The organism is Sinomicrobium oceani (assembly GCF_900119185.1).
In the GTDB taxonomy this organism is placed as follows: Bacteria; Bacteroidota; Bacteroidia; order Flavobacteriales; family Flavobacteriaceae; genus Sinomicrobium; species Sinomicrobium oceani.
This window is the reverse complement of record NZ_FPJE01000040.1, coordinates 1-22,133: the sequence shown is the minus strand read 5'-3', so window position 1 is coordinate 22,133 and position 22,133 is coordinate 1. Positions and strand designations below refer to the sequence as shown.

The 22,133-nt window shown below is 42.0% G+C and carries 20 protein-coding genes and 1 tRNA gene; 18 read left to right on the top strand and 3 right to left on the bottom strand.

Annotated elements, in window-relative coordinates:
* The first annotated feature begins 340 nt into the window (after positions 1-340).
* The 7 genes from BT112_RS20820 to BT112_RS20790 all read left to right on the top strand — a co-directional run bounded on the left by BT112_RS20820 (position 341) and on the right by BT112_RS20790 (position 6,199).
* Positions 341-412 (top strand) — tRNA-Arg (locus BT112_RS20820).
* 611 nt (positions 413-1,023) lie between these two features.
* Positions 1,024-2,115, top strand: a complete 1,092-nt coding sequence (locus BT112_RS20815) for a sensor histidine kinase (protein ID WP_072319386.1) — start codon at positions 1,024-1,026, stop codon at positions 2,113-2,115.
* Positions 2,115-3,440 (top strand): sigma-54-dependent transcriptional regulator, encoded by a 1,326-nt coding sequence (locus BT112_RS20810; RefSeq protein WP_072319385.1) that lies wholly within the window; start codon positions 2,115-2,117, stop codon positions 3,438-3,440. Before BT112_RS20815 ends, BT112_RS20810 begins: the two co-directional genes overlap by 1 nt.
* 201 nt (positions 3,441-3,641) lie before the next feature.
* Positions 3,642-3,803 (top strand): hypothetical protein, encoded by a 162-nt coding sequence (locus tag BT112_RS21965; RefSeq protein WP_175545851.1) that lies wholly within the window; start codon positions 3,642-3,644, stop codon positions 3,801-3,803.
* A gap of 33 nt (positions 3,804-3,836) precedes the next feature.
* Positions 3,837-5,135 carry a Glu/Leu/Phe/Val family dehydrogenase gene (locus BT112_RS20800; protein WP_072319383.1) on the top strand — a complete coding sequence of 433 codons (1,299 nt, stop codon included), beginning with the start codon at positions 3,837-3,839 and terminating at the stop codon, positions 5,133-5,135.
* A 37-nt stretch (positions 5,136-5,172) separates the two neighbouring features.
* On the top strand, positions 5,173-5,571 hold the full coding sequence (locus BT112_RS20795; protein ID WP_072319382.1) for a GreA/GreB family elongation factor: 399 nt from the start codon (positions 5,173-5,175) through the stop codon (positions 5,569-5,571).
* 235 nt (positions 5,572-5,806) lie between these two features.
* A complete protein-coding gene (locus BT112_RS20790) occupies positions 5,807-6,199 on the top strand; it encodes a hypothetical protein (RefSeq protein ID WP_072319381.1) in 393 nt (130 codons plus the stop codon).
* An 8-nt stretch (positions 6,200-6,207) separates the two neighbouring features.
* Here the strand turns inward: BT112_RS20790 and BT112_RS20785 are convergent, their stop codons facing one another.
* Positions 6,208-6,630, bottom strand: coding sequence for a hypothetical protein (locus tag BT112_RS20785; protein WP_072319380.1), 423 nt, complete (start codon positions 6,628-6,630; stop codon positions 6,208-6,210).
* A 42-nt stretch (positions 6,631-6,672) separates the two neighbouring features.
* A complete protein-coding gene (locus BT112_RS20780) occupies positions 6,673-7,620 on the bottom strand; it encodes an NAD-dependent epimerase/dehydratase family protein (protein WP_072319379.1) in 948 nt (315 codons plus the stop codon).
* Positions 7,621-7,748: 128 nt separating this feature from the next.
* Here BT112_RS20780 and BT112_RS20775 point away from each other — a divergent pair, with 128 nt between their 5' ends.
* The 3 genes from BT112_RS20775 (at position 7,749) to BT112_RS20765 (ending at position 11,023) form a co-directional block, all read left to right on the top strand.
* The gene (locus BT112_RS20775; protein WP_072319378.1) at positions 7,749-8,333 is read left to right on the top strand and encodes a hypothetical protein; all 585 of its coding nucleotides are present in this window, start codon (positions 7,749-7,751) and stop codon (positions 8,331-8,333) included.
* Positions 8,334-8,355: 22 nt separating this feature from the next.
* A complete protein-coding gene (locus BT112_RS20770) occupies positions 8,356-8,877 on the top strand; it encodes a nuclear transport factor 2 family protein (RefSeq protein ID WP_072319377.1) in 522 nt (173 codons plus the stop codon).
* Between the two features lie 76 nt (positions 8,878-8,953).
* Positions 8,954-11,023 carry a M13 family metallopeptidase gene (locus BT112_RS20765; RefSeq protein ID WP_072319376.1) on the top strand — a complete coding sequence of 690 codons (2,070 nt, stop codon included), beginning with the start codon at positions 8,954-8,956 and terminating at the stop codon, positions 11,021-11,023.
* 60 nt (positions 11,024-11,083) lie between these two features.
* On the opposite strand, the gene BT112_RS20760 is transcribed toward BT112_RS20765, so the two are convergent.
* Positions 11,084-11,680 (bottom strand): ribonuclease HII, encoded by a 597-nt coding sequence (locus BT112_RS20760; RefSeq protein ID WP_072319375.1) that lies wholly within the window; start codon positions 11,678-11,680, stop codon positions 11,084-11,086.
* Positions 11,681-11,886: 206 nt separating this feature from the next.
* Between BT112_RS20760 and BT112_RS20755 the strand changes: the two genes are divergently transcribed.
* The 8 genes from BT112_RS20755 to BT112_RS20725 all read left to right on the top strand — a co-directional run bounded on the left by BT112_RS20755 (position 11,887) and on the right by BT112_RS20725 (position 21,662).
* Complete coding sequence (locus BT112_RS20755) at positions 11,887-14,964, top strand: SusC/RagA family TonB-linked outer membrane protein (protein ID WP_083565019.1); 3,078 nt, start codon at positions 11,887-11,889, stop codon at positions 14,962-14,964.
* 11 nt (positions 14,965-14,975) lie between these two features.
* On the top strand, positions 14,976-16,325 hold the full coding sequence (locus BT112_RS20750; protein WP_175545850.1) for a RagB/SusD family nutrient uptake outer membrane protein: 1,350 nt from the start codon (positions 14,976-14,978) through the stop codon (positions 16,323-16,325).
* A 345-nt stretch (positions 16,326-16,670) separates the two neighbouring features.
* On the top strand, positions 16,671-18,236 hold the full coding sequence (locus tag BT112_RS20745; RefSeq protein WP_072319373.1) for a vitamin K epoxide reductase family protein: 1,566 nt from the start codon (positions 16,671-16,673) through the stop codon (positions 18,234-18,236).
* Positions 18,237-18,499: 263 nt separating this feature from the next.
* Positions 18,500-18,676 (top strand): hypothetical protein, encoded by a 177-nt coding sequence (locus BT112_RS21960; protein WP_175545849.1) that lies wholly within the window; start codon positions 18,500-18,502, stop codon positions 18,674-18,676.
* Between the two features lie 77 nt (positions 18,677-18,753).
* Entirely contained in the window at positions 18,754-18,972 is a 219-nt protein-coding gene (locus tag BT112_RS20740; protein ID WP_072319372.1) for a hypothetical protein, read from the top strand.
* A 69-nt stretch (positions 18,973-19,041) separates the two neighbouring features.
* Entirely contained in the window at positions 19,042-19,212 is a 171-nt protein-coding gene (locus BT112_RS20735; RefSeq protein WP_175545848.1) for a hypothetical protein, read from the top strand.
* A gap of 79 nt (positions 19,213-19,291) precedes the next feature.
* Entirely contained in the window at positions 19,292-19,468 is a 177-nt protein-coding gene (locus tag BT112_RS21955; protein WP_175545847.1) for a hypothetical protein, read from the top strand.
* Positions 19,469-19,697: 229 nt separating this feature from the next.
* Entirely contained in the window at positions 19,698-21,662 is a 1,965-nt protein-coding gene (locus BT112_RS20725) for a putative porin (RefSeq protein WP_072319370.1), read from the top strand.
* Positions 21,663-22,133: the final 471 nt, after the last annotated feature.

Below are 22,133 nucleotides of genomic sequence, written 5' to 3'. Positions count from 1 at the left end.
TAGAGCATCTGACTGTTAATCAGAGGGTCCTTGGTTCGAGCCCAAGAGGGGGAGCAAAGTGCTGTAAAGCATAGGAATTTACGTTCTTATATTCAGATTTTACAATTATGAAATACCTCCCTCCTTAGCTCATCCCGATAGTTATCGGGAGGTTAGAGCCCAAGAGGGGGAGCAAAGTGAACGTTGTTGGGCGAGAAGCGTTGCACTGAGTTTATCGAAGTGTTGTTTACCCTGAGCTTAGTCGAAGGGAGCCCAAGAGGGAGAACAGATAAATAGAGCAACTACGGTTGCTTTTTTGCTTTTTAGAATATGGTTTCTTCTATAAAGTAGAGACCAATGGGGCCTCGTAGTTCAATGGATAGAATAGAAGTTTCCTAAACTTTAGATCCAAGTTCGATTCTTGGCGAGGCTACGTAACAGGAAAAGAGATTGAAATGATCGCTTTTCCTGTTTTTATTTTGTGGTAATCCGTTGTTTGTCTGGAATATATGATGGGCAATGGCATTCATCCGAATAGTTCGATAATTTGTTCCGTCAAATTCCAGTTTTTCGGGAAATAACGGATCATTGCTAAAATGCTCAGGTGAGTGGTTTCATATTAGGTTCCACTAAATGTCATTTTTTACTTATTTTCATTCGCCAGAGATACATCAACTTTTGCAATACATCATCGTTATGAAAAGTCACTTTGTTTTTGTCTACTTTTTTATCTTTTTGATAAGATTATCGATGTTGTGCAAACAGGAGCAAAAAGAGGAAAAAATTATTTATTCAGAGAATATATGAAATTATTTAAGTAAAACCTGCTCAGATAAAGATTAAAGGCTTGAATAAAATTTGGATAGTCTCGGTTTATTTAAAATAATCCTCAAAACCTTTCCTTTCATACGTATCTTACTTCTATAAGCTATGGAAGCCCGGCGAAAAGAATTTCGGATTCCGGATTCCGGACAGATTATCTCACTGTGCCTTCGGTGGAACCGATTTAAGTTTTAATTTTGGAGAAGAAGGATACGGAAACTTATGGATACTATAGAGGACAAGCTTAAGGAACGAATTAAGGAACTTACCTGTTTATATGAGATCACTTCCATTATTGTAAATTGTGATTACGATCATCCCGAAATCTCTTTGGATGCCATTGTACATTGCCTGAAGAGGGCCTGGTTGTTTGAAAAGGATACCCGGGTAGTGATCAGGACCAAAGAATATGCGCTCGGCGATTTGTTGGAAGAAGAAGAACTGGTTGCAATACGTTCTGTCATAAAGGTGTTTAATCGGGATGAAGGATGGATAGAAGTGGGGTATCCGGCAAGCAGGTATTCGGTTACGGATTTTCTGGAAGAAGAGCATAAACTTCTTGAAAACGTAGGATTGGAGGTTGGAAATCTGTTGGAAAGAAAGAGAATAAGGGAGAGCGAACTCGCTATCAAGCGACAAATGGAAAGAGCGGACCGGCTTAATATTATGGGAGAGATAACCGCAGGAATAGCTCATGAACTCAATACGCCGTTGACCAATATTCTCGGTTTTGCCGAATTGCTGGAAAGCAGGATGACGGACCACGATGAAATCGATGACTTGAATAAGATTAAGGAGAATGCTATCTTCTGCAGGGAGGTCGTGAAGAAGCTCATGTTCTTTACCTGCGAAGTTCCGCAGGTGCGGAGAAATGTCCTGCTGAAGCCCGTTGTCGAAAATGTGCTGAAGCTACTGAAGCCTACGTTTCAGAACCGTAGACTCACCCCGGTGGTCGTTTTCGGAGGAGAGGATATAGCTGTAAAAGTCGATGAGATACAGATGACCCAGGTATTGTTTAACCTTATTATGAATGCTGTTTATTACTCGCCGGTCAATGGGGAGATCATTATAAGAGCCGGAGAAAACAGAAATAATGTGGTGCTGGAAATCGGGGATGGGGGTAAAGGGATACCCGGGACTGTGGGAGACAAGGTTTTTGAACCGTTTTTTACGACCAAACCCACCGGCGAAGGTACGGGCTTAGGACTTAGTGTTGTTCATGGCATCATCACCGGTCATGGGGGGCAGATCCGGCATAGGGCCGGAAAAGGAGGAGGAACCGTTTTCGAAATCAAATTACCAAAAAAGCAGTAATGAGTTACAGGAAGGAAAATATTCTCATCGTAGATGATGATATCCATATTCTCGAACTGGTGCAAAGGCATCTGCAGGCTATGGATTACCATACGTACAAAGCAGTTTCTGTCAAGGAAGCAGTGTCTATTCTTCGGGATGCTCCGGTAGATTTGCTGGTAACGGATCTCAGGATGCCTGGGGTGGATGGTTTTGAGTTGATTCAGTATGCGTCCGAACACTATCCGGACATGCCTATACTGGTTGTTACCGGATATATATCTACGGAAAATGCTTGGAATATAGGCAAATCCGGGGTCGTAGACTACCTGATCAAACCTTTTACCAAAGAAGAGCTGCGTGCTGCCGTGTCCAAGTCTCTCGAAAATATCAAGGGTGACAAAGGAAGGGAGGAAAAAGGTAAAGGACAGGACGAGCTGGCATATGGTGAACTGATTGGTAAGTCGGAAGGACTCGAGAAGGTCAAGGATATTATAGGGAGAGTCCGGGATAACCGGGCGACTATTCTCATCCAGGGAGAGAGTGGTACCGGAAAAGAACTTGTAGCCAGGGCCATTCATTACAGTGGTAAGTTTTCGAGGGAACCTTTTGTAGCGGTAAACTGCGGAGCTATTCCGGAAAGTCTGCTGGAGTCCGAATTGTTCGGTTATGAAAAAGGAGCGTTTACCGGTGCAGGCGAAAACCGCCTCGGATTTTTTCAGGCTGCACACCAAGGAACTATTTTTCTGGACGAGATAGGAGATGCCTCTTTCCAGGTACAGAACGGACTGCTTCGGGTGTTGCAGGAAAAAGAAGTTACCCGGGTGGGGGCGCGTAAAGCGCAGAAAATAGAAGTAAGGGTCATCGCTGCTACCAATAGCAATCTGAAAGAACTTGTACGCCAGAAGAAATTCCGTGAAGATCTTTATTATCGGCTGACGGTGGTAGAGATCGATGTTCCTCCACTGAGAAAGAGAAAATCGGATATTCCGCTCCTGGTAGAAAAATATCTTCAGAAATACGGAGTGGAGTACAAAGATCGTTTGCTTGCGGTTGCTCCGGACGCGATGGACGTATTATTGCGTTATGACTGGCCGGGGAATATACGGGAGCTGGAAAATATTATCCAGAGAGCCGTGATTATGTGCGATACCCGTGTAGAATTGAAAGATATTCCCGAAAACCTCAAGTATAATATCGATTTCCCTCAGGATGTATTTGTACCTCTTGCTCAAATGGAAAAAGAGTACATCCGTCGAGTGCTCCGGGCCGTAGATGATAATAAGACCAAAGCATCCGAGATTTTGGGAATAGACAGAAAAACACTTCGCAGCAAACTGCAGTAACATCACAAAAATCCCGGTGGTCAATATGCCGGAGCTTATCTTTTACTCCGGGGATTTTCTCCCCTGCTATGGAAATATTCCCCGTTCTTCTTTTTTGGGGAATAAATATTTTTTTCTTAAGTGTTTGTTTTTCAGTGTTTTGTTTTTTAGTATTCAAAGCAGCATACGTTACGGCATGCCTCTTGCCTTTAGTGTAGCAATATGAACACTAACAAGATGGAAAAATACGGTAAAAGCATCTGTGCTACATGCCGGCACCGGACAACGTGTGTGCTTACGGCAAAGAAATCGGAAGTGATTTCCTGTAGTGAGTACGACCATACGTTGTTCCGGAAACAGGAAGCCGGATTCAGGTATGTATAAAGAGTATTAATCCATGAATACACACAAACACAAATGATAGCACAAGAGGAAAAAGAAAAGCGACAAAAAACAGGGAAGCAGGGGATGCTCGAGAATGTTATGCGACAATTCAATCACGCATCCGATAGTATAGGCTTGAACCCGGACATTAGGAAGATCCTTGAAATTACCAATAACGAACTGGTTGTTCATTTTCCTGTAAAAATGGACGATGGGAATGTGGAGGTTTTTACGGGTTATCGTGTACAACACAACAATGCCTTAGGGCCATATAAGGGCGGACTGCGATACCATCCTACCGTAGATATCGATGCTGCAAGAGCACTTGCCATGTGGATGACCTGGAAAACTTCTTTGGCAGGATTGCCTTTTGGCGGAGCTAAAGGAGGTATTCAGATTGATCCGGCCAAATATTCTGCTGCCGAACTGGAGCGTATTACCCGAAGGTTTACCTATGCCCTCGGTGATAATATAGGACCGGAACTGGATATTCCGGCACCGGATGTCAATACCAATGCGCAGACTATGGCCTGGATACTCGATACCTATATGTCTACGAAGTCTCCGAACGAACGTTCCAGTAACCTGCATGTGGTTACGGGAAAACCTGTAGGAGCCGGGGGGTCGGAAGGCCGTGACAGAGCTACGGGATACGGAGTATACCTGTGTATAAAATTCTGGGCAGCGCATAATAATATCGACCTTAAAGGAAGAAAGTTTATCGTGCAGGGCTTCGGGAATGTAGGGTACTGGGCTTCCCGTTTCCTGGAAGAGGAGGGGGCATTGCTTATAGCGGTACAGGATGCTTCGGGGAGTATAATCAACCGGAAAGGTATTCCGGTAGATGAGCTGTTTACCTATATGGCCGGAAATAAAAATGCTGTAGCAGGATTCCCGCGGGCGGATGTTCTCCGTAACGAAGAGTTCTTTGGGCTGGATTGCGATATCTGTATACCTGCAGCGCTGGGCAACCAGATTACCGATAAAAATGCCGATGCTATAAAAGCACTCCTTATTGCGGAAGGAGCAAACGGACCTACCGATGTGCAGGCCGAAAAAATTCTCCTCGAAAAAGGAGTTGCTATAATTCCCGATATCCTGTGTAATTCCGGTGGTGTGATCGGAAGCTATTTCGAATGGTTGCAAAACCGTAATGGTGAGATCTGGCAACTGGAGGAAGTTATGGAGAAGTTACAGAAGAAACTGAGAGAATCTTTCAGCAGGGTAATGCGTGTTACCGACGATAAAAATACCGATATGCGTACGGCCGCCTTCAGTATTGCTATAGAGCGACTGGAACAGGCCTATATGCAGCGGGGGATATTCCCGTAACGGAAAGGTCCTCCCGATGATGAAATAATTAATTGACATGAAATACGAAAACCTGATTATTGAAAAGAGAGAGTATGTGCTGTTAAAACAACTCTTGCAACTGTCCGGATACTACGGAGATAATGTATTTAAAAGTTCTGTAAAGCACCTCAGAGACGAACTCCTTTCTGCGCGTGTCTGCGATGAAGATCAGATGCCGGACGATGTTATACGTTTCAATTCTTTTGTTTCCGTAGCGTCTGACGGTGGATGGAAGAAACGTTTTCAACTGGTTTTACCTAATGAAAGCGATATCAAACAAGATAAGATTTCCATACTTACCCCGATGGGAGCTGCAGTAATGGGGTATGCAGCCGGAGATTCGCTGATGTGGGAATTTCCGACAGGACCTCGCTCCCTGACGATAGAGGAAGTCGAGCAAGATGTTAAGATTTAGTGATTCGTAGTAGATGAGGAGACCGTATCCCGGAGAGGCCCCTTTTCCTGCCTTGAAGAGTGAATAAGGAAAATTCGTATTTTTCCTGTCGTCCTGTATCAGCGACAGGGGCAGATGAAACGGAATACTTTCCGGGAGCACGGTCTTTTTTTTGCGATGAGGAGCAAAACAAGTAGATGCGCTCCCGATATGGGGTACAGAGGCCGGTACAAATAAGAGTTCTAAATAGTAAATTATGCATTCGATACCATTTTATCCGCACGATGACGATCGGCTTATCATGAAGAAAAAAGACAAGGAAGAAGTAGGGAACTGGTTGGAGCATCTGGAGTTTATCAGTCGTGAAATAGAATACCTGATGCCTTTGGAAAGCCGGACCGAGGGGAACGATTTATTGTCCCGGGAGCTGTATTCCCTGCGTCGGGAAAATACACTTTTGATGGCTGCGCTTTGCCGCTACGAAAACAGTATGGTCAATGCGCTGGAATGCGACAGCGTGGATTGTGACATTTATTACCTGAACAATCACGAGAAGCACAGAGGTAACTATATCGGTCATCTTCGAAAATATGAGAATCTCAAAGAGAGGGTATTTGCACGGCTGCTGAGAGGAAACAGAGCCTCCTGATTTGCTTTTTATTGCTTGTAAGCCCTTTCCCGGGGCTCAATATGATAATCTATAGAATTCAGAGAGTGATCCGGATCGATAAAATCCAGGATTTTGTCTATGAGTTTCCCGAATCCCGAAAGTGTTTCCAGTTGAATGTTCTTGCCTATGGCACTGGAGATGGTTTCATCCCGGTTGCCGAATTTATAACCGCCCTTTTTAATGAGCAGCAGGTTGAGTATATGCTGCATCACTACATTGCCTAACTGATCTATGGATATGGCCATCTGCAAGGTATATTCGCCAATTCCCCGGACGGACTTTTGAATAGCTGTATAAAAAAGCCCGTATATAAAACCGAGGGGACAGGTAATAACAAACAACACGATAGATATTGCGAAAAGCAATACACCGATCAGGGGACGGACCCTTTTCTTTTCTTTTACGATCATGAGTATAAGTTTAGGTTAAGTCGTTCCGGGGCGGGAAACGGATTATACCAGGCTTTCCAGGTTGGACAGCATGTCCGCAGTGATGGTTTTAAGATCGTATTGTGGCTGCCAACCCCAGTCTTCCCGGGAGTTCGTGTCGTCTATGCTATGAGGCCAGGTATCGGCAATTTTCTGCCGGAAATCAGGAGCATAACTGATACTGAAATCCGGAATATGTTCCCGGATGGTTTCCGTAATTTCTTCAGGGTCAAAACTTATGGCAGCAAGGTTGTAGGAAGATCGTACCCGTATCGTATCTTCAGCGGCCTGCATAATAGCGATGGTAGCTCGTATAGCGTCTTCCATATACATCATCGGCAGCCTGGTGTCCTTGTTCAGAAAACACTCATAAGAACCCTGTTGTAATGCTTTATGGTAAATCTCAATGGCATAGTCCGTAGTACCTCCGCCAGGGCTTGTTTTCCAGCTGATCAGTCCGGGATAACGGATGCTCCTGACATCCACGCCGTAATTTTTATAATAGTACTCGCACCATCGCTCTCCGGCAAGTTTGCTGATCCCATACACCGTTGAGGGCTCCATAATGGTTCGTTGCGGTGTATTCTGCTTGGGTGTGGTAGGACCAAATACCGCTATAGAGCTCGGCCAGAAAATTTTCTGTATTTCTTTATCCTTCGCAAGGTCGAGTACATGGAAGAGAGAATTCATGTTCAGGCTCCAGGCTTTGTCCGGATATTTTTCGGCTGTAGCCGATAACATGGCAGCCATGAGATAAACATCCGTTATTTTGTGTTTTCGTACACATGAAGCTATGGCGGTTTTGTCCGTGGCATCCAGGATCTCAAAAGATCCGGACTGCATCAGTTCTTCATTTCCAGCTCTGATGTCGCTGGCAATAACCTGTTCATTTCCGTATAAAGATCTGAGCGCCAGTGTTAATTCCGAGCCTATTTGCCCGCACGCACCAATAATCAGGATTTTTGGAGTCATACAATTTCGAAATTAAGTTTCGTGCCAAAGATAGTATTTAGCCAAAAACTTTTGCTCCAAAAGACGATAAATCCGTTATATGTTTTTGGGAAGCCTTATCTTCGTACGATGTATATATGAAGAAAACGATGAGACGAATTTTTTTGACCTTGGTTATATGCACGGTAATCTCTTGTCGCGGGGATAAAAAAAGCGAACAGAAGACGGATTCCGAAGTTCCGGAAGAAGAACTTCATGTAAGTCTTCCTGAAGTGATGCGGTTTACGGGAGAAAGAGCGGAAGAAGTCGGGCAATGGAAAGCATACGTGGCTCTGGATAGTATTATGAAAGCGTTCCGGGAAGAAGAAGGTGGTGATGTTGTGCTGCAACTCGATGATCTTCTGGAAAAACAAAAGGCTTTGGAAAGTTCCGACTTTCCTCCGAAGTTCGATAATCCTTCGGTGCGAAGCAGACTTGCGGTGGTAAAAACCTATTTGATGCAAACCAGGCTTGAAGCTCCCGACCCCGTCCCGGAAGCTTATCTCGTTAAACAGAAAGTGAAAATATTAAGAGCATTCAATGACTTTGAAAGGCAGTTGGAGGTGATGATGAAAGGGAGTGTTACGGAGCAGTTCCTGAACGAAATGTCCAATGAGCCTATTGCGCGGAAAGATTCTCTCCGGTTAGACAGTCTCCGGCAGGGCAGTGACAGTACCGGAACAAAAAAGCCTTAATCGCGATTTTACATTTATACACATGAAAAAGACCATACTTTTATTAGCAGTTTTGATAACCGTTTACGGTGTCCGGGCACAGGATAATGCTGTGCAACGTATAGATGAAATGCTGAATGCCTGGCACGATGCGGCAGCCAAAGCACATTTTGATGATTATTTTGCCTTGATGACACCCGATGCGGTATATGTAGGAACGGATGCCGGGGAAAACTGGGAAGCCGAAGCATTCAGGGCATTTGCCAAACCGTATTTTGACAAGGGGAAAGCATGGAGTTTTTCTGCCCTGGACAGGAATATATACCTGGCCGACAACGGCAAGATTGCCTGGTTCGATGAACTTCTCGATACGCAGATGAAGGTATGCCGCGGCTCCGGAGTAGTTGTTAAAAAAGATGGGAAATGGCTGGTACGGCATTATGTGCTATCGGTAACGGTACCCAATGATAAGCTCGGCGAATTGATAACCATAAAGAACTCGGAAGACGACCGTTTCATCGATAGTTTACAACAGGTCCGGAAGCCTGAAAATGAGGACAAATAAGTTAATAATGCAACAAAAGAGCGTGTAAAATGTTTTTTTATTAACTTGCTGGCGGTTAATTAAAAAGGAATTTTCAATGAAAATAAGTGCTGGTAACATGCTTTTAGGGGCTTTATCTTTAGGCCTTGTAGCTTCCTGTAAGCAGGAAAAAAAAGAAAAAGTAGCAGAAGTAGAGCAAATACCCGGGATTAACCTGGCGTATATGGACACTACCGTAGCAGCGAAAGACGATTTCTTTCGTTTTGTCAATGGAAAATGGTTGGATTCTACTGAAATACCTGCGGACAAAACCCGTTGGGGGAGTTTTCTCGAACTCAGGGAAAAGACAAACGGTGATGCGCTCGGGATATTGAAAGATGCCGTAAAAGACAGCACACTCGATGCCGGGTCGGATCAGGCTAAGGCTGTCTACCTTTACGAAACCATTATGGATATGGATACGCGTAATGCGCAGGGCGTCGAACCCCTCAAACCGTATCTCGAAAAGATAAATGCAATTACTTCGGTAGAAGACCTACAGCATTATCTTCAGGAAATGGAACCTTTCGGAGGAGCCGGGTTTTTTGGCGTAAACGTAAGGGCAGATGCTAAGGACAGTAACAAGAATGTAGCGTACCTGCATGCGGGAACCCTTGGTTTGCCGGACAGAGATTATTATGTTGCAGACGATGAAGATTCCAAAGACAAAAGAGAAAAGTATAAGGCTCATATAGCCCGTATGCTCCGGTTTATAGATTATGACAAAGAAACTGCAGAAGAAGAAGCCGGACGAATATTGGCATTCGAAACACGTATGGCAGCGCCCAGACTGGATAAAGTAGAGCGTCGTAAACCAGAAAAGCGATATAACCCTACAGCAATATCGGATTTGAAAAAACTGAGTCCGGCAATAGCATGGGACGGATATCTGAAATCACTTGATGTTGATGTCGATACGGTAGTGATCAGCGAAGTAAAGTACTTTAAAGAACTTCCCTCCTTTTTAGCTAAAGGTAATATTGAGGATTGGAAGGCTTATCTACGGTGGACAGCCCTTAACCGTGCCGCTGCAAAATTGTCTGATGAGATAGAAACCGCAGACTGGGAGTTTTACGGTAAAACACTTCAGGGAACCAAAGAGCAGGAACCCCGCGATGAAAGAGCTTTGCAGATCATCAACAGAAGTATGGGAGAAGCGCTCGGTAAACTGTATGTTGATAAGAAATTTCCTCCGGAAGCCAAAGCACAGGCCGAAGAGATGATCGCTAATGTGATCAAAGCTTATGAAATCAGAATTCAATCCCTGCCATGGATGGATGAAGAAACCAAAGCCAAGGCTGTTGAGAAGTTGAATAAAACTACGGTAAAAATAGGATATCCCGATAAGTGGAAGGATTATTCCGAGCTGGAGGTGAAATCTGTTGCCGATGGTGGGACCTATATGGAGAACATGCAGCAGGTTTCTAACTGGGGCTTTAAGCGGAATATAGAGAAACTGGGAGAACCGGTTGACAAAAGCGAATGGTACATGGCTCCTCAGATTGTAAATGCGTATTTTAATCCGTCGTATAATGAGATTGTGTTCCCTGCAGCCATACTACAACCTCCGTTTTTTAATTTTACGGCAGATGCCGCCGTAAATTATGGAGGGATAGGCGCTGTGATAGGCCATGAGATATCTCATAGCTTTGATGATCAGGGTGCCAAATACGATGCGGATGGTAACCTTGAAAACTGGTGGACAGAAAAAGACCTGGAACAATTTCAGAAACTCGGGAATGATCTGGCCGATCAATATAGTGCTATTGAAGTCTTGCCCGATGTATTTATCAACGGGAAATTTACCCTTGGTGAAAATATAGGAGATCTCGGAGGGGTCAATGCGGCTTATGACGGATTGCAAATGTATCTTAAAGATCATGGTAACCCCGGGCTTATAGACGGCTTCACCCCCGAACAACGTTTTTTTATGTCATGGGCTACCGTGTGGAGAAGCAAGATCAGGGAAGAAGGCTTGAAAAACCAGATCAAAACGGATCCGCACTCCCCTGCAGCATACAGGGCAACCCAACCCCTTCTCAATGTGGATTCGTTTTACGATGCATTTGATATTAAGGAAGGAGATGGGATGTATCTGGCTCCGGAAAAGAGAGTGAAAATATGGTAAACCGTATTTACGGGAATCATTACAAGACCCCGGTTTCCTCAGGAAACCGGGGTTTGTTTTTTAGAGCTCCAGCCTGAGCTGTTCCGGTAACAGGCGGAAACTTTTTCGGTGATATTTGGTGGTGCCATATTGGAGTATGGCCTCCCGGTGTTCTCTCGTAGGATATCCCTTGTTCTTCTTCCAGTTATACATAGGGTACTCCTCGTGGATCTTTTCCATATAGGCATCCCGGTAAGTTTTGGCCAGTATGGAAGCTGCAGCGATACTCATATACTTGCTGTCTCCTTTTACGATACATTCATGAGGGATCTTTCCGTAGGGCTTAAAACGATTACCGTCTACAAGGATGTATTCCGGGGTTACCGAAAGCTGGTCTATAGCCCGGTGCATTCCTGCGATAGAGGCATTGAGTATATTAATCTCATCGATTTCAGCTTCGGCAACATGACAAACTCCGAAGCAGATTGCTTCTTTTTCCAGGACAGGGCGTAATAAATCTCTGTTTTTTACAGATAATTGTTTGGAATCATTGAGAATATCATTATCAAAAATTTCCGGAAGTATAACCGCTGCGGCGGTGACCGGTCCGGCCAGACAACCCCTTCCGGCTTCGTCTGTTCCGGCTTCCATAATATGATGCAGGTGGTGTATTAACATTTTATTTGTAGTTTATTCTTTTTATAAATAAGACTCTTTTTTTTATAAACAACTGGAATTCAATTTATTTTGATGATATGGGTAACTTTCGTTAATTCTCATCAGAAATTTCAGATATAAAACCCTTGCTTTGATTTGTTAATTTTTTGTTATTTTTAAATATATTTTAAGATATTTGCCGGAAAGCTAAATCAAATATATGTAATATGAGATCAAAATTTACTCAGATTTTGACGCTTTTATTAGCGTTTATCGTACATGTCTCCTTCGCACAGGAGAAGACCATTACGGGTAATGTGACCGATGAAACAGGTCTGCCCTTACCCGGTGTTAACATTGTGGTTAAAGGTACTAATAATGGTACCCAAACCGATTTTGATGGTAACTATAATATTAAGGCCGGTAATGGTCAGGTATTACAGTTTACTTATGTTGGAATGACAATGGAAGAAAGGTCTGTAGGAACTGCTTCTTCTATCAATGTCCAAATGGTAGAAGACACACAAGCTTTGGAAGAGGTTATTGTGGTTGGTTTTGGAGAACAGACAAAAAAATCATTAACTTCTGCCGTTTCCAAAGTGGAGGCAGAGAATATAAAAAGTATTGCTACGCCAACTATTTCGGGAGCTTTACAAGGAGCTGCTAATGGCTTACAAGTAAGTCAGAACTCTGGTGCACCCGGGGGTGCTTTTTCAGTGAGAGTTAGAGGTTCTAGTTCTATTACAGGTTCCAATGAGCCCCTTTATGTCGTTGATGGAGTTCCAATATTAACAGGTTCTGTGGGTAATAATGATGCTTATGGTGGACAGACTAATGATTTACTGGCTAACTTAAATTTGAATGATGTAGAATCTATTCAGGTTTTAAAGGATGCTTCTTCTGCCGCCATTTACGGAGCCAGAGGTGCTAATGGGGTGGTCCTGATTACGACAAAGAAAGGTAAAGCAGGCAGGGCTGCAGTTGAAATCAATTCTTACATGGGGTTTCAGAGTGCTATCAACAAACCAAAAATATTTAGAGCAGGTCAATACTTTCAATTTGCTGATATAGCTTTGGAATCTGCTGGTTTTGGTGTAGGAGCTGCATCTAATGGAGCTTTAGGACCTGACCCTTTTAATGATCCGGCTTTGGGATTTAGTTCATTAGATGAATTGTATGCTTCTGATTGGGGGGATAATTATATAGACGCCGTATATAAAGATAATCCGGCTGTTGTGAAACAGACAGATGTAACAATCTCTGGAGGTAAGGAAGCAGCAAGGTTTTATACTAATTTTACTGATTTTCAACAAGACGGGGTTCTTCAAGGACAAAGTTTTGGGAAAAGGTCTCTGACTTTTACCGGAAACTTTAAGGCAAGTGATAGGTTGGATATAGATGCGTCTACGACTATAACGCAATCTAACAATGACCGGGTCAATGGAGATAACAATATATACTCAGCATTGACTACTTCAATATTGGAATACCCAGGGTTCAATCTATATAATGAGGATGGAACATTTAACACAACTGATTTTGGTTTTTCTAATCCACTTCAAAATGCTTTGGAGGATGAGCAAAAAACCAGAACTTTTCGTATGTTCTCTAATTTAGGCTTACGTTACAAGATAACCAATGACTTAAACATAAGTACTAAGGCTTCGTTGGAAAGAATAGATTTAAAAGAGTTGATATTTCTTCCTGCAACTACCTATAGAGGGCGAGGAAGTAATGGAAGCTCTTATAAAGGAATTCATTTAATAAACAGATGGAATGTAACTAATACCTTAAACTATAATAAGACCTTTGGGGAATTCGAGTTAACAGGACTTTTGGGTTTTGCATTTGAAGGAACCAATAGGGATATTACTGAGGTAGAAACTAGCCAAATTCCGGCTGGTTTTGAGTATCCCGTTGCGGGAGCTGTTCCAATTACTGCTTCAAATTATATCACAGAAAATAAGATATTTTCATACTTTGGTAGGGTAGGATTGTCTTGGAAAGACAAATTATTCGTAGAAGGGACAATGAGAGCTGATGCCTCTTCAGTTTTTGGAAAGGATAATGCGATAGGATATTTCCCCGCATTTTCTGGAGCCTATATTGTCTCTGATGAAGAGTGGTTTAAAAATGATATATTAACTACCACAAAGGTTAGGGCTTCTTGGGGACAAACAGGGAACCAATCCGGACTAGATAACTTTGCATCTCGTTTTTTGGCTGGAGTTGCACCCTATACAACAAGTCCTGGAACGGCTATTTCTCAATTAGCAGCTCCTGATCTTTCATGGGAAACCACTACACAGACTAACTTTGGATTGGACATTACAGTTTTTAACAGAATTGATATTTCATATGATTATTATATCAAAAAAACAGATGATCTATTGCTTGAAAGACCGCTAAGGAATTCATCAGGATTTACTTCGGTTTTTGCTAATGTAGGTTCAATGGAAAATAAGGGACATGAGCTTGCTGTTAGTGCCCGAATTTTTGAAGGAGATTTCAGGTGGACTTCTCAAGTACAGTTGGCGTGGAACCAAAATGAAATTACTAGTTTGCAAAGAGATGCTGCAGGTGAGTATATTCCAATTGACAGGGGTTTCGCAACCCGTTTGGCTGTAGGGCAACCCTTGGGGGCATTTTATGGACTTAGAGCGGATGGAGTATATCAATCTGTAGAAGAAATTCCTGCTTCAGTAAGAGCTAGAGGTGTTGATGTAGGAGATGTGAGGTATATGGATGTTAACGGAGATGGTAATATAGATGCTAATGATAGAGTGTTTATAGGGAATCCAAATCCTGGCTTAATAGGGAACTTCAGAAATACATTCTCATATAAGGGATTTGACTTGTCTGCTAACTTTCAATTTGAAAACAATAAAGAATTGTTTAATAACTCCCTGGCTTTTGCAGGGTCTTCCGGATCAATTTTTTATAATAAGTTTACAAACCAGTTAAATTACTGGACTCCGGAAAATACAGATACCGATTTGCCAAGACCTAGGTATGGATCTGTGCAATCTTTTAATAATCAAGATTCTTCAAGGTTTATTGAAGATGCATCTTATGTCAGATTAAAGGAAATAGTATTTGGGTATACATTGCCTTCAAGTCTAATAGGAAATAATGTTTCTCTGAGAATTTTTGTAGGGGGAGATAATCTTATTACATGGACGGATTATTCAGGGTTGGATCCGGAAGTAAATGCATTTGGTAATGATAATGCTTCCAGAGGAACTGACTTTTTTACACAGGGACTTAATAAAGTCTATAAATTTGGTGTAAACTTTAAATTTTAATGATCAGTATTATGAAGAAATATAGCAAAATATTTTTATTGGGGTTGACAGCGATCTTATTCAGTTGTGCTGATGAGTTTGTAGATACTACTCCCACCGATAATATACCAGGAGAAAATATTATCATTGATGAAGCATCTGCTGAGAGTGCTTTGAATGGCCTGTATAGTGGCTTACAATTGTCAAGAGTCTATGGGGGATATGATACTTTTTATACTGGGCTTTACGCGGATGAAATGAGCCATACGGGGTCTTTTCCCAGCTTTGCCGAGTTGGGAGGAAATGATCCTGCTCTTAATAATGTGGAAATCGTAAATTATTGGAATCAACATTATAGTGCTATTTACCGGGCTAACTTGATTATTAATACTGTAGAGAGTGCTGAACTGGGATTGAATGAAGATGCAGTTTTAAGAATAGCGGGTCAGGCAAAAGGGATTCGTGCTTTGGTGTATTATAAATTGGTTAAAGTTTTTGGAGGTGTGCCTTTAATTTTTGATGCCTTTACTTCTCCTGATGACATCGATCAGAATCCAACTCCAAGATCTTCTGTATCTGAAGTTTATTCTCAGATTCTTACTGATGTTAACAGTGCGATAAGTGATGTGCCAGAAGGACTGGATTATTATAGGTTTAATCATAATGCTGCTTTGATGCTTTTGGCCAAAGTTCAAATGGAATTAGGTAATTACACTGATGCAGAAGCTACCCTTGAACCTATAATAGGAGAATATAGTCTTGAGAATTCTTACCAATCCTTGTTTGGCACAAATGGATTGACTGCAAGTTCGCAAGAGACTATTTTTGCAGTAGACTTTAGCGATACTGATGGAGGTAATCATGCATTTTTTAATTTGATTTCTGCAAAAGGAGGTCGTGGAGAGGTAGCAGCTTCTGCCGCTTTGATTAATGAGTTTGAGGATGGTGATGAGAGAAGTATATTGATAACAGCCCAAAATGAGATAGGTAAATATACTCAGCCAGGAACAGGTAATGATGACGCTTATGTGTTTCGATATGCAGATGCACTATTGATGTATGCAGAACTATTGGCACGTAGAGATGACCCCGATGCATCTGATTACATTAATGAAGTAAGAGATAGAGCTAATCTTGGGGGCGTGACACTTAATTCTTCTAATTTTGTAGAATTGATAGCTCATGAGAGATTTGTTGAGTTTTTTGGAGAATCTTCAGATAGGTTGTTTACAATAACCCGTTTGGGAATAGCGGATGAGGTTATCGAGAACAAACCAAATAATGTTTTTATAGCTGAGAGAAATAACCTTTGGCCGATACCTCAACAGGAGATTGAGAGAAATTCTGCAATAACGGTTGATGATCAGAACCCTGGTTATTAATAAGTAAATACATTATAACAAAAAGAGGCTGTCAAAAAAGGCGGCCTCTTTTTTTGTTATACAATTTTGTGTTTGTAACTTTAAGCGTGTACAGAAAAGAGGATAGCATACCTGCCAAGGATAAAGATTGAGCATTGTTTTTCTAAATTGTAAAAAATTGTATTTCCAAATCATTCCTTTAAATGTTTTCAATTTCAATCTGATCAGGTTGACTTAAAAAAGACATGCCTAATTAAGTTGTAGAATGCTATTACATAGTTAGGGTTTTTGGCATAATCACTCTCATCATTTTATTTGTATACATGTCTTGATTTTTTACGATTTATATCTTAACCTAATTCGACTATGGAACAACCTTTCTACCACATTTTCCGTTTTATACGGGATAACCATTATAGTATTACCTCTGACGAATTTACCAGGCAACTTACATCTCACCCCGATTATCCGAGTCTGTATGCCATATCAGATTCGCTTAGTCATTGGGAGATTGAGAATATGGTAGTTAAAATTCCTGTTACGGAATTTTCCAAACTTCCTGAAATTTTTATTGCCGTAACCGGTATGGAAGGCCATTATGACATCTTATATGTCAAAAAAGTGGCAGGAGACAAGGTCATGGTATATGAAGGGAAGCAGAAAAGAGAAATGGAAGCAAACCATTTTTTAAAAATATGGTCCGGTATCGTCCTTGTTGCAGAGTCTGCCTCAAAAGAGAGCAGGTCCGCGTGGCAATTAGGGACAGGACTGTCAAAAGCCTTGCTTATTCTTATGATGGTCATGTTTTTTCTCCGTCTGATAAGTGGTGGTTATACCTTTTCAACCTTACTTTTTTTACTGTTGAGTATGGCAGGAATGTTTTTGAGTGTACTTGCAGTGCGGGAAACGCTCGGTTTTTTTTCCGGGGCCGTTCATAAAATCTGTAATGCCGGAAGTAAAACCAGTTGCGGAGAAGTTTTGTCATCGCCGGGAGCCCGAATATTCGGTAAGATCTCATTGAGCGATCTGTGCCTGGTATATTTTACGGCATTGATATGGACGTTATTGGCAGCCCCTGGAGTCTGTAATGATCTGTGGTTCTTTATCGTTCATCTTGCCGGTGTTCTCTTTGCTTTCTATTCGGTATATTACCAGGCTTTTGTTCTCAAAAAATGGTGTGTGATATGTCTTGGGATTGGTTTGGTCACCTGTTTGCAGTTCGGTATTCTGCTGTTGTTCTCCGATTATACTCCGGTCTATCAGTTTTTCCCCGTTTTTATGATCAGTATTTCTTTGATCGCCCTCGGATGGTTATGGTGGAAAGAACAACTGATTCGTTTAAAGGATCTCCGTGTTGCCGAAATCGAACTTTTAACATTAAAGCGAAACAGAAAAGTATTTAAGGCCTTGCTGGAGGAAGGCGAACAGGTCGACGAAACAGGTTTGAGCAAGATACCCTCCATGGGCCCGACACGGTCATTGGCCGGAGAGGTCATTTATGAAGTGCTGAGTCCTTCCTGTGTATATTGTAAAAAGGCCTATCAGAGCTACTATGATCTGATGCAAAAAATGAAAGGGGGTGACGCTGTGGGATTCCGGCTTGTATTTAATGTAAACCCGGATAACGAACAAAACCCATATCTCGAAGTCTGCTATAAAGTTTTTGAGATTTATGAAAAGGAAGGCGGGGAACAAGCGTGGAAAGCACTGCATCGGTGGTACACATCAGACTTCAGTCTTGAAGTGTGGTACGGTTGGTATGGCAGGACAGCCCAGGAGCATGTACCCCGTTACAAGCAATACCTGTATGCCCAGTATAACTGGTGTAAAGAAAACAATATCAACCACACTCCGGCTACGATTTTCCGGGGTTATCTTTGTCCGCTGAGCTTTTCCATATCAGATCTGAGGCTTTTTATGGAGGATGCCTGATGATTTACCGTATTGAAAGTTAGTGGGTAAAAGAAAAAAAACGTATATTTAAAGAAGAAAATATTATCCGGGAAAAGGATGAGTTTAAAAAAGTTTTGTGTAACGCCGGATGAAGGCCATTAAAACTTGCCGACAACGGAGAAACGGATTTGGTATTTACGATAGTCTGTGATCTGTTGATCGCGGCTTCCAAATCCTGTACTTGGTGTAGTCCCTTGCCCCCGGGATGTTTTATGATTTTATCAAGATCTAAATAACCTGCTATGCTTAAAAAACTTCTCAAAAACATCGATGTCTACCGACTTAATGAAGCTGAACAAAAAGCTATACAAGGCAAAGGGATTTCTTCATGGCCTTCTACCGAAGAACAATGTATGATATGCGGAGGAGAATGGAATGACCCCGTGTGCCGTCTTTCTATGGATTCGCCTTGTGTCTGATCGGAAAAAAAAGCTCCCCGGAGTATAGTCTTTTATGCTTCGATACTTATTTTATGTATAACCTAAAAAGAAACATTATGCTAAAAGAAATTCTACAACTTAACGGAGTCCGGGCCATTGAGCCGGACATGCAGCGGCTTATTACCGGAGCAGCAGGTATCGTCTGCCCCGATGGCACGTATTCCTATACCTGGAATGGGTACAGCGGATGTTGTGCAAATCCTATTCAGGGTTCCCCTTGTGGCAGAAGAGACTGCCTTATCCATGTAGATGCTTGCGATACCGGGCCGCAATAAGATTGTAAATGATGTATAACCTAAATAATTCTATGATGTTAAAAAATATTTCAAACCTGAAAGGTATTCGTGAATTGGGTCAAGAAGACCAAAGAAAAATTGTGGGTGCAGCCGGAGGTTGTAATGCGTCCTTTTGTGATGCAGAAGGGAATTGCCCGACTGGCTCTACCTGTAATAACGGTATTTGCGAGTGTGATAGCAGTGGTGGTCCGGGAGGCCCCGGTTGTAATGAGCCAATAAGAATATGTCAGCCCGAAGAAACAGGGTGCGGATGTGTCTATATATAATGGTGGTTGATCAGAATATTAAGCTAATCGCTATGTTGAACAAACTCAAAAATATCCGTACAGCAACCCTGTTAGACCGTAAAGCGCTCCGGACGATTAAGGGAGGCGGGGTGCAAAATACCGGGATATGTCTGTTATATCCGGAATTGGGCCCTATTCCTTGCGATGAATTATGTCCTGACGGAACAGCACCTATATGTGCAGCATAGGAAGATAACTTCCGGAATGAATACTTGCCGCTTAAATCCTGTTGTTTTAAGCGGCTTTTTATTGATTTTTCATCTGGTCTGCCTACCGATGATTTTTAGGTTTTAATTCACTTCCTTATTCTTTCAAAAAATATACCTTTGTCCTGATGCACCTTTTATAGATTCGTAAGTGCAGTATAAGAACATGGTGAAGCAGACGTTATGCTGTATATTAAGCAACCCGTTTTCAATGAAGCACATTTTTTTTGTATATATCCTGGTGTTTTTCTGTCTCGCGGTTCAGGGGCAGGATCAGCAAGCTCCCGGCAGGGAAAGAGAAAAAGATTCCACACAGCGACCTTTAAAACAAAAGCCCGGGGCCTCTAAAGAAAAAGATACGGTTACCGTATCTATCAGGGATTATAAAATTATTTCCTATCAACGGGACACTACGTATCTCGATACTTCATTAACCATCCGGAAGGAGTATAAGTATAATTACCTGCGTAGGGATGATTTCGAACTTCTGCCTTTTTCCAATCTGGGACAGACGTACAATGCTTTGGCACGTAATTTCAGGACTACCGGTTTATATCCGGAGCTGGGTGCCCGCTCCAAGCATTACAATTATATGGAGGTTGAGGATATCAGTTATTATAGTGTACCTACACCTACAACCGATTTGTTCTTTAAAACAACGATGGAACAGGGACAGTTGCTCGATGCTTTTATTACGATGAACACCTCGCGCAGGTTTAATCTCTCCATAGCTTATAAAGGATTGCGCTCTCTTGGGAAATACCAGCATATATTGTCCAGTACGGGAAATTTTCGGATGACTGCAAATTATACGACCCCTGACGGTAAGTACCGGATGCGGACGCACCTGGTCTCGCAGGATATCCTCAACCAGGAAAACGGGGGGATTTCCAATCGTGAAGAGTTCGAAACCGGTGAGCCCGAATTCACAGACCGCGCCCGTATGGCTGTTTATTTTCAAAATGCCGAGAACCTGCTGGTCGGGAAGAGGTATTTTCTGGATCACGAATATTTTTTGGTGCGTCCGGGGCAGGCCTTCTCAAAGCTTTCATTCGGGCACGAGTTCCGGTATGAGACCAAATTTTATAAATATGTACAGGATGACGCGGTGGAAAGTTATTTCGGAAGTGCCTATCAATTATCTGATATAGAAGATAGGTCAAGGTTAAAAACCATGTACAACCGGTTGAGTCTTAATTACGGAGACCGGATATTCGGAGATCTGAAGTTTAAAGCCAGCCTTTATAATTACAATTATTATTTCAAAACTATTCTGTACACCCAGAACGGTACGATTGGAAATCAGCTGAAAGGAAATGAGATCGCCATAGGAGGGGAATGGGCAAAAAGGATCGGGAGGGTTAATTTCAATGCTGATCTGGAAGTTAACACTGTGGGGAACCTGACCGGTAATATATTCAACGGTGGGATTTCCTATAACATAAATGATGATGTGCAGCTTTCCGGTTTTATTTCCTCCGTGGCGCGCATGCCCAATTTCAACTTCCTTTTGTATATGAGTCAGTATCAGAATTACAATTGGCAGAATGACGACTTTGGCACCGAGAAGGTATATACACTGGGAGGTACACTGAAATCGAAAAAATGGGGTAGTGTTACGGCGAGTTATGCCACTATAGACAATTATACTTATTTCTACGAATCTGCCGATGCGGAAAGTCAGCCGAATATGATCCTTTCCCGGCCGGCACAATATGGGAGTAGTGTCAATTATCTCAAGATAAAAGGAGAAAACGAATTTCGATTCGGAAAGTTTGCGCTTCATAATACGATCATGTATCAGAATGTAGGGCAGGACGATCTGGTGATGAATACCCCCGAATTTATAACACGCAATACATTGTATTATTCCAATCATGTCTTTAAAAAAGCCATGTATCTGCAAACCGGGATCACGCTTAAGTATTTTACCGAATATTATGCAGACGGATATAATCCCCTGATCGGAGAATTCTATACCCAGACCCGGGAGAAAATAGGAGGATATCCGCTGCTGGACTTCTTTATTAACGCTCGTGTAAGGCAAACAAGGATCTATTTAAAAGCCGAACATTTCAATTCTTCCTTCACAGGATATAATTATTACGCTGCGCCAAACTATCCTTATCGCGATTTTATTGTGCGTTTTGGCCTGGTCTGGAACTTTTTCAGGTAGTGGCAAGTGCTGTTTAAGGGCTTATTGGTGCAGTGGTGTGCTGGTAATACCAAAATCTTTTTTCGTGTAAGTAATTCATCTTTAGGTGTTGGTAAAAAACATTAAAAAAAAGGCATAAATTATTTGGTTGGGATTGTGAAGAGGTTATATATTTGCACCCGCTTTGGAGGAGAATGATTGATGAAGAAGGAAGCGAAAAAGTTCTTTAAAAAAATGTTTCAAAAAGTTTGTCAGAACGAATAAAGGTATTAGTTTTGCAGCCGCTTTGCGAGGGAGATTAGGAGAGTGATAGCGGGAAAGTTTTTTGAAAAAAGTTAAGCAAAAGTTTGGTCAGAATAAAAAAGGTTTTTACTTTTGCAGCCGCTTACAAAAACAGTAAGTGGATAAAGATTGACTAAGGAGTTCCTTGATATATTGTTGACAGCACTAACAGTAGCGATTTGTTCGCTACGAATTAGGAAGATTTAAGCA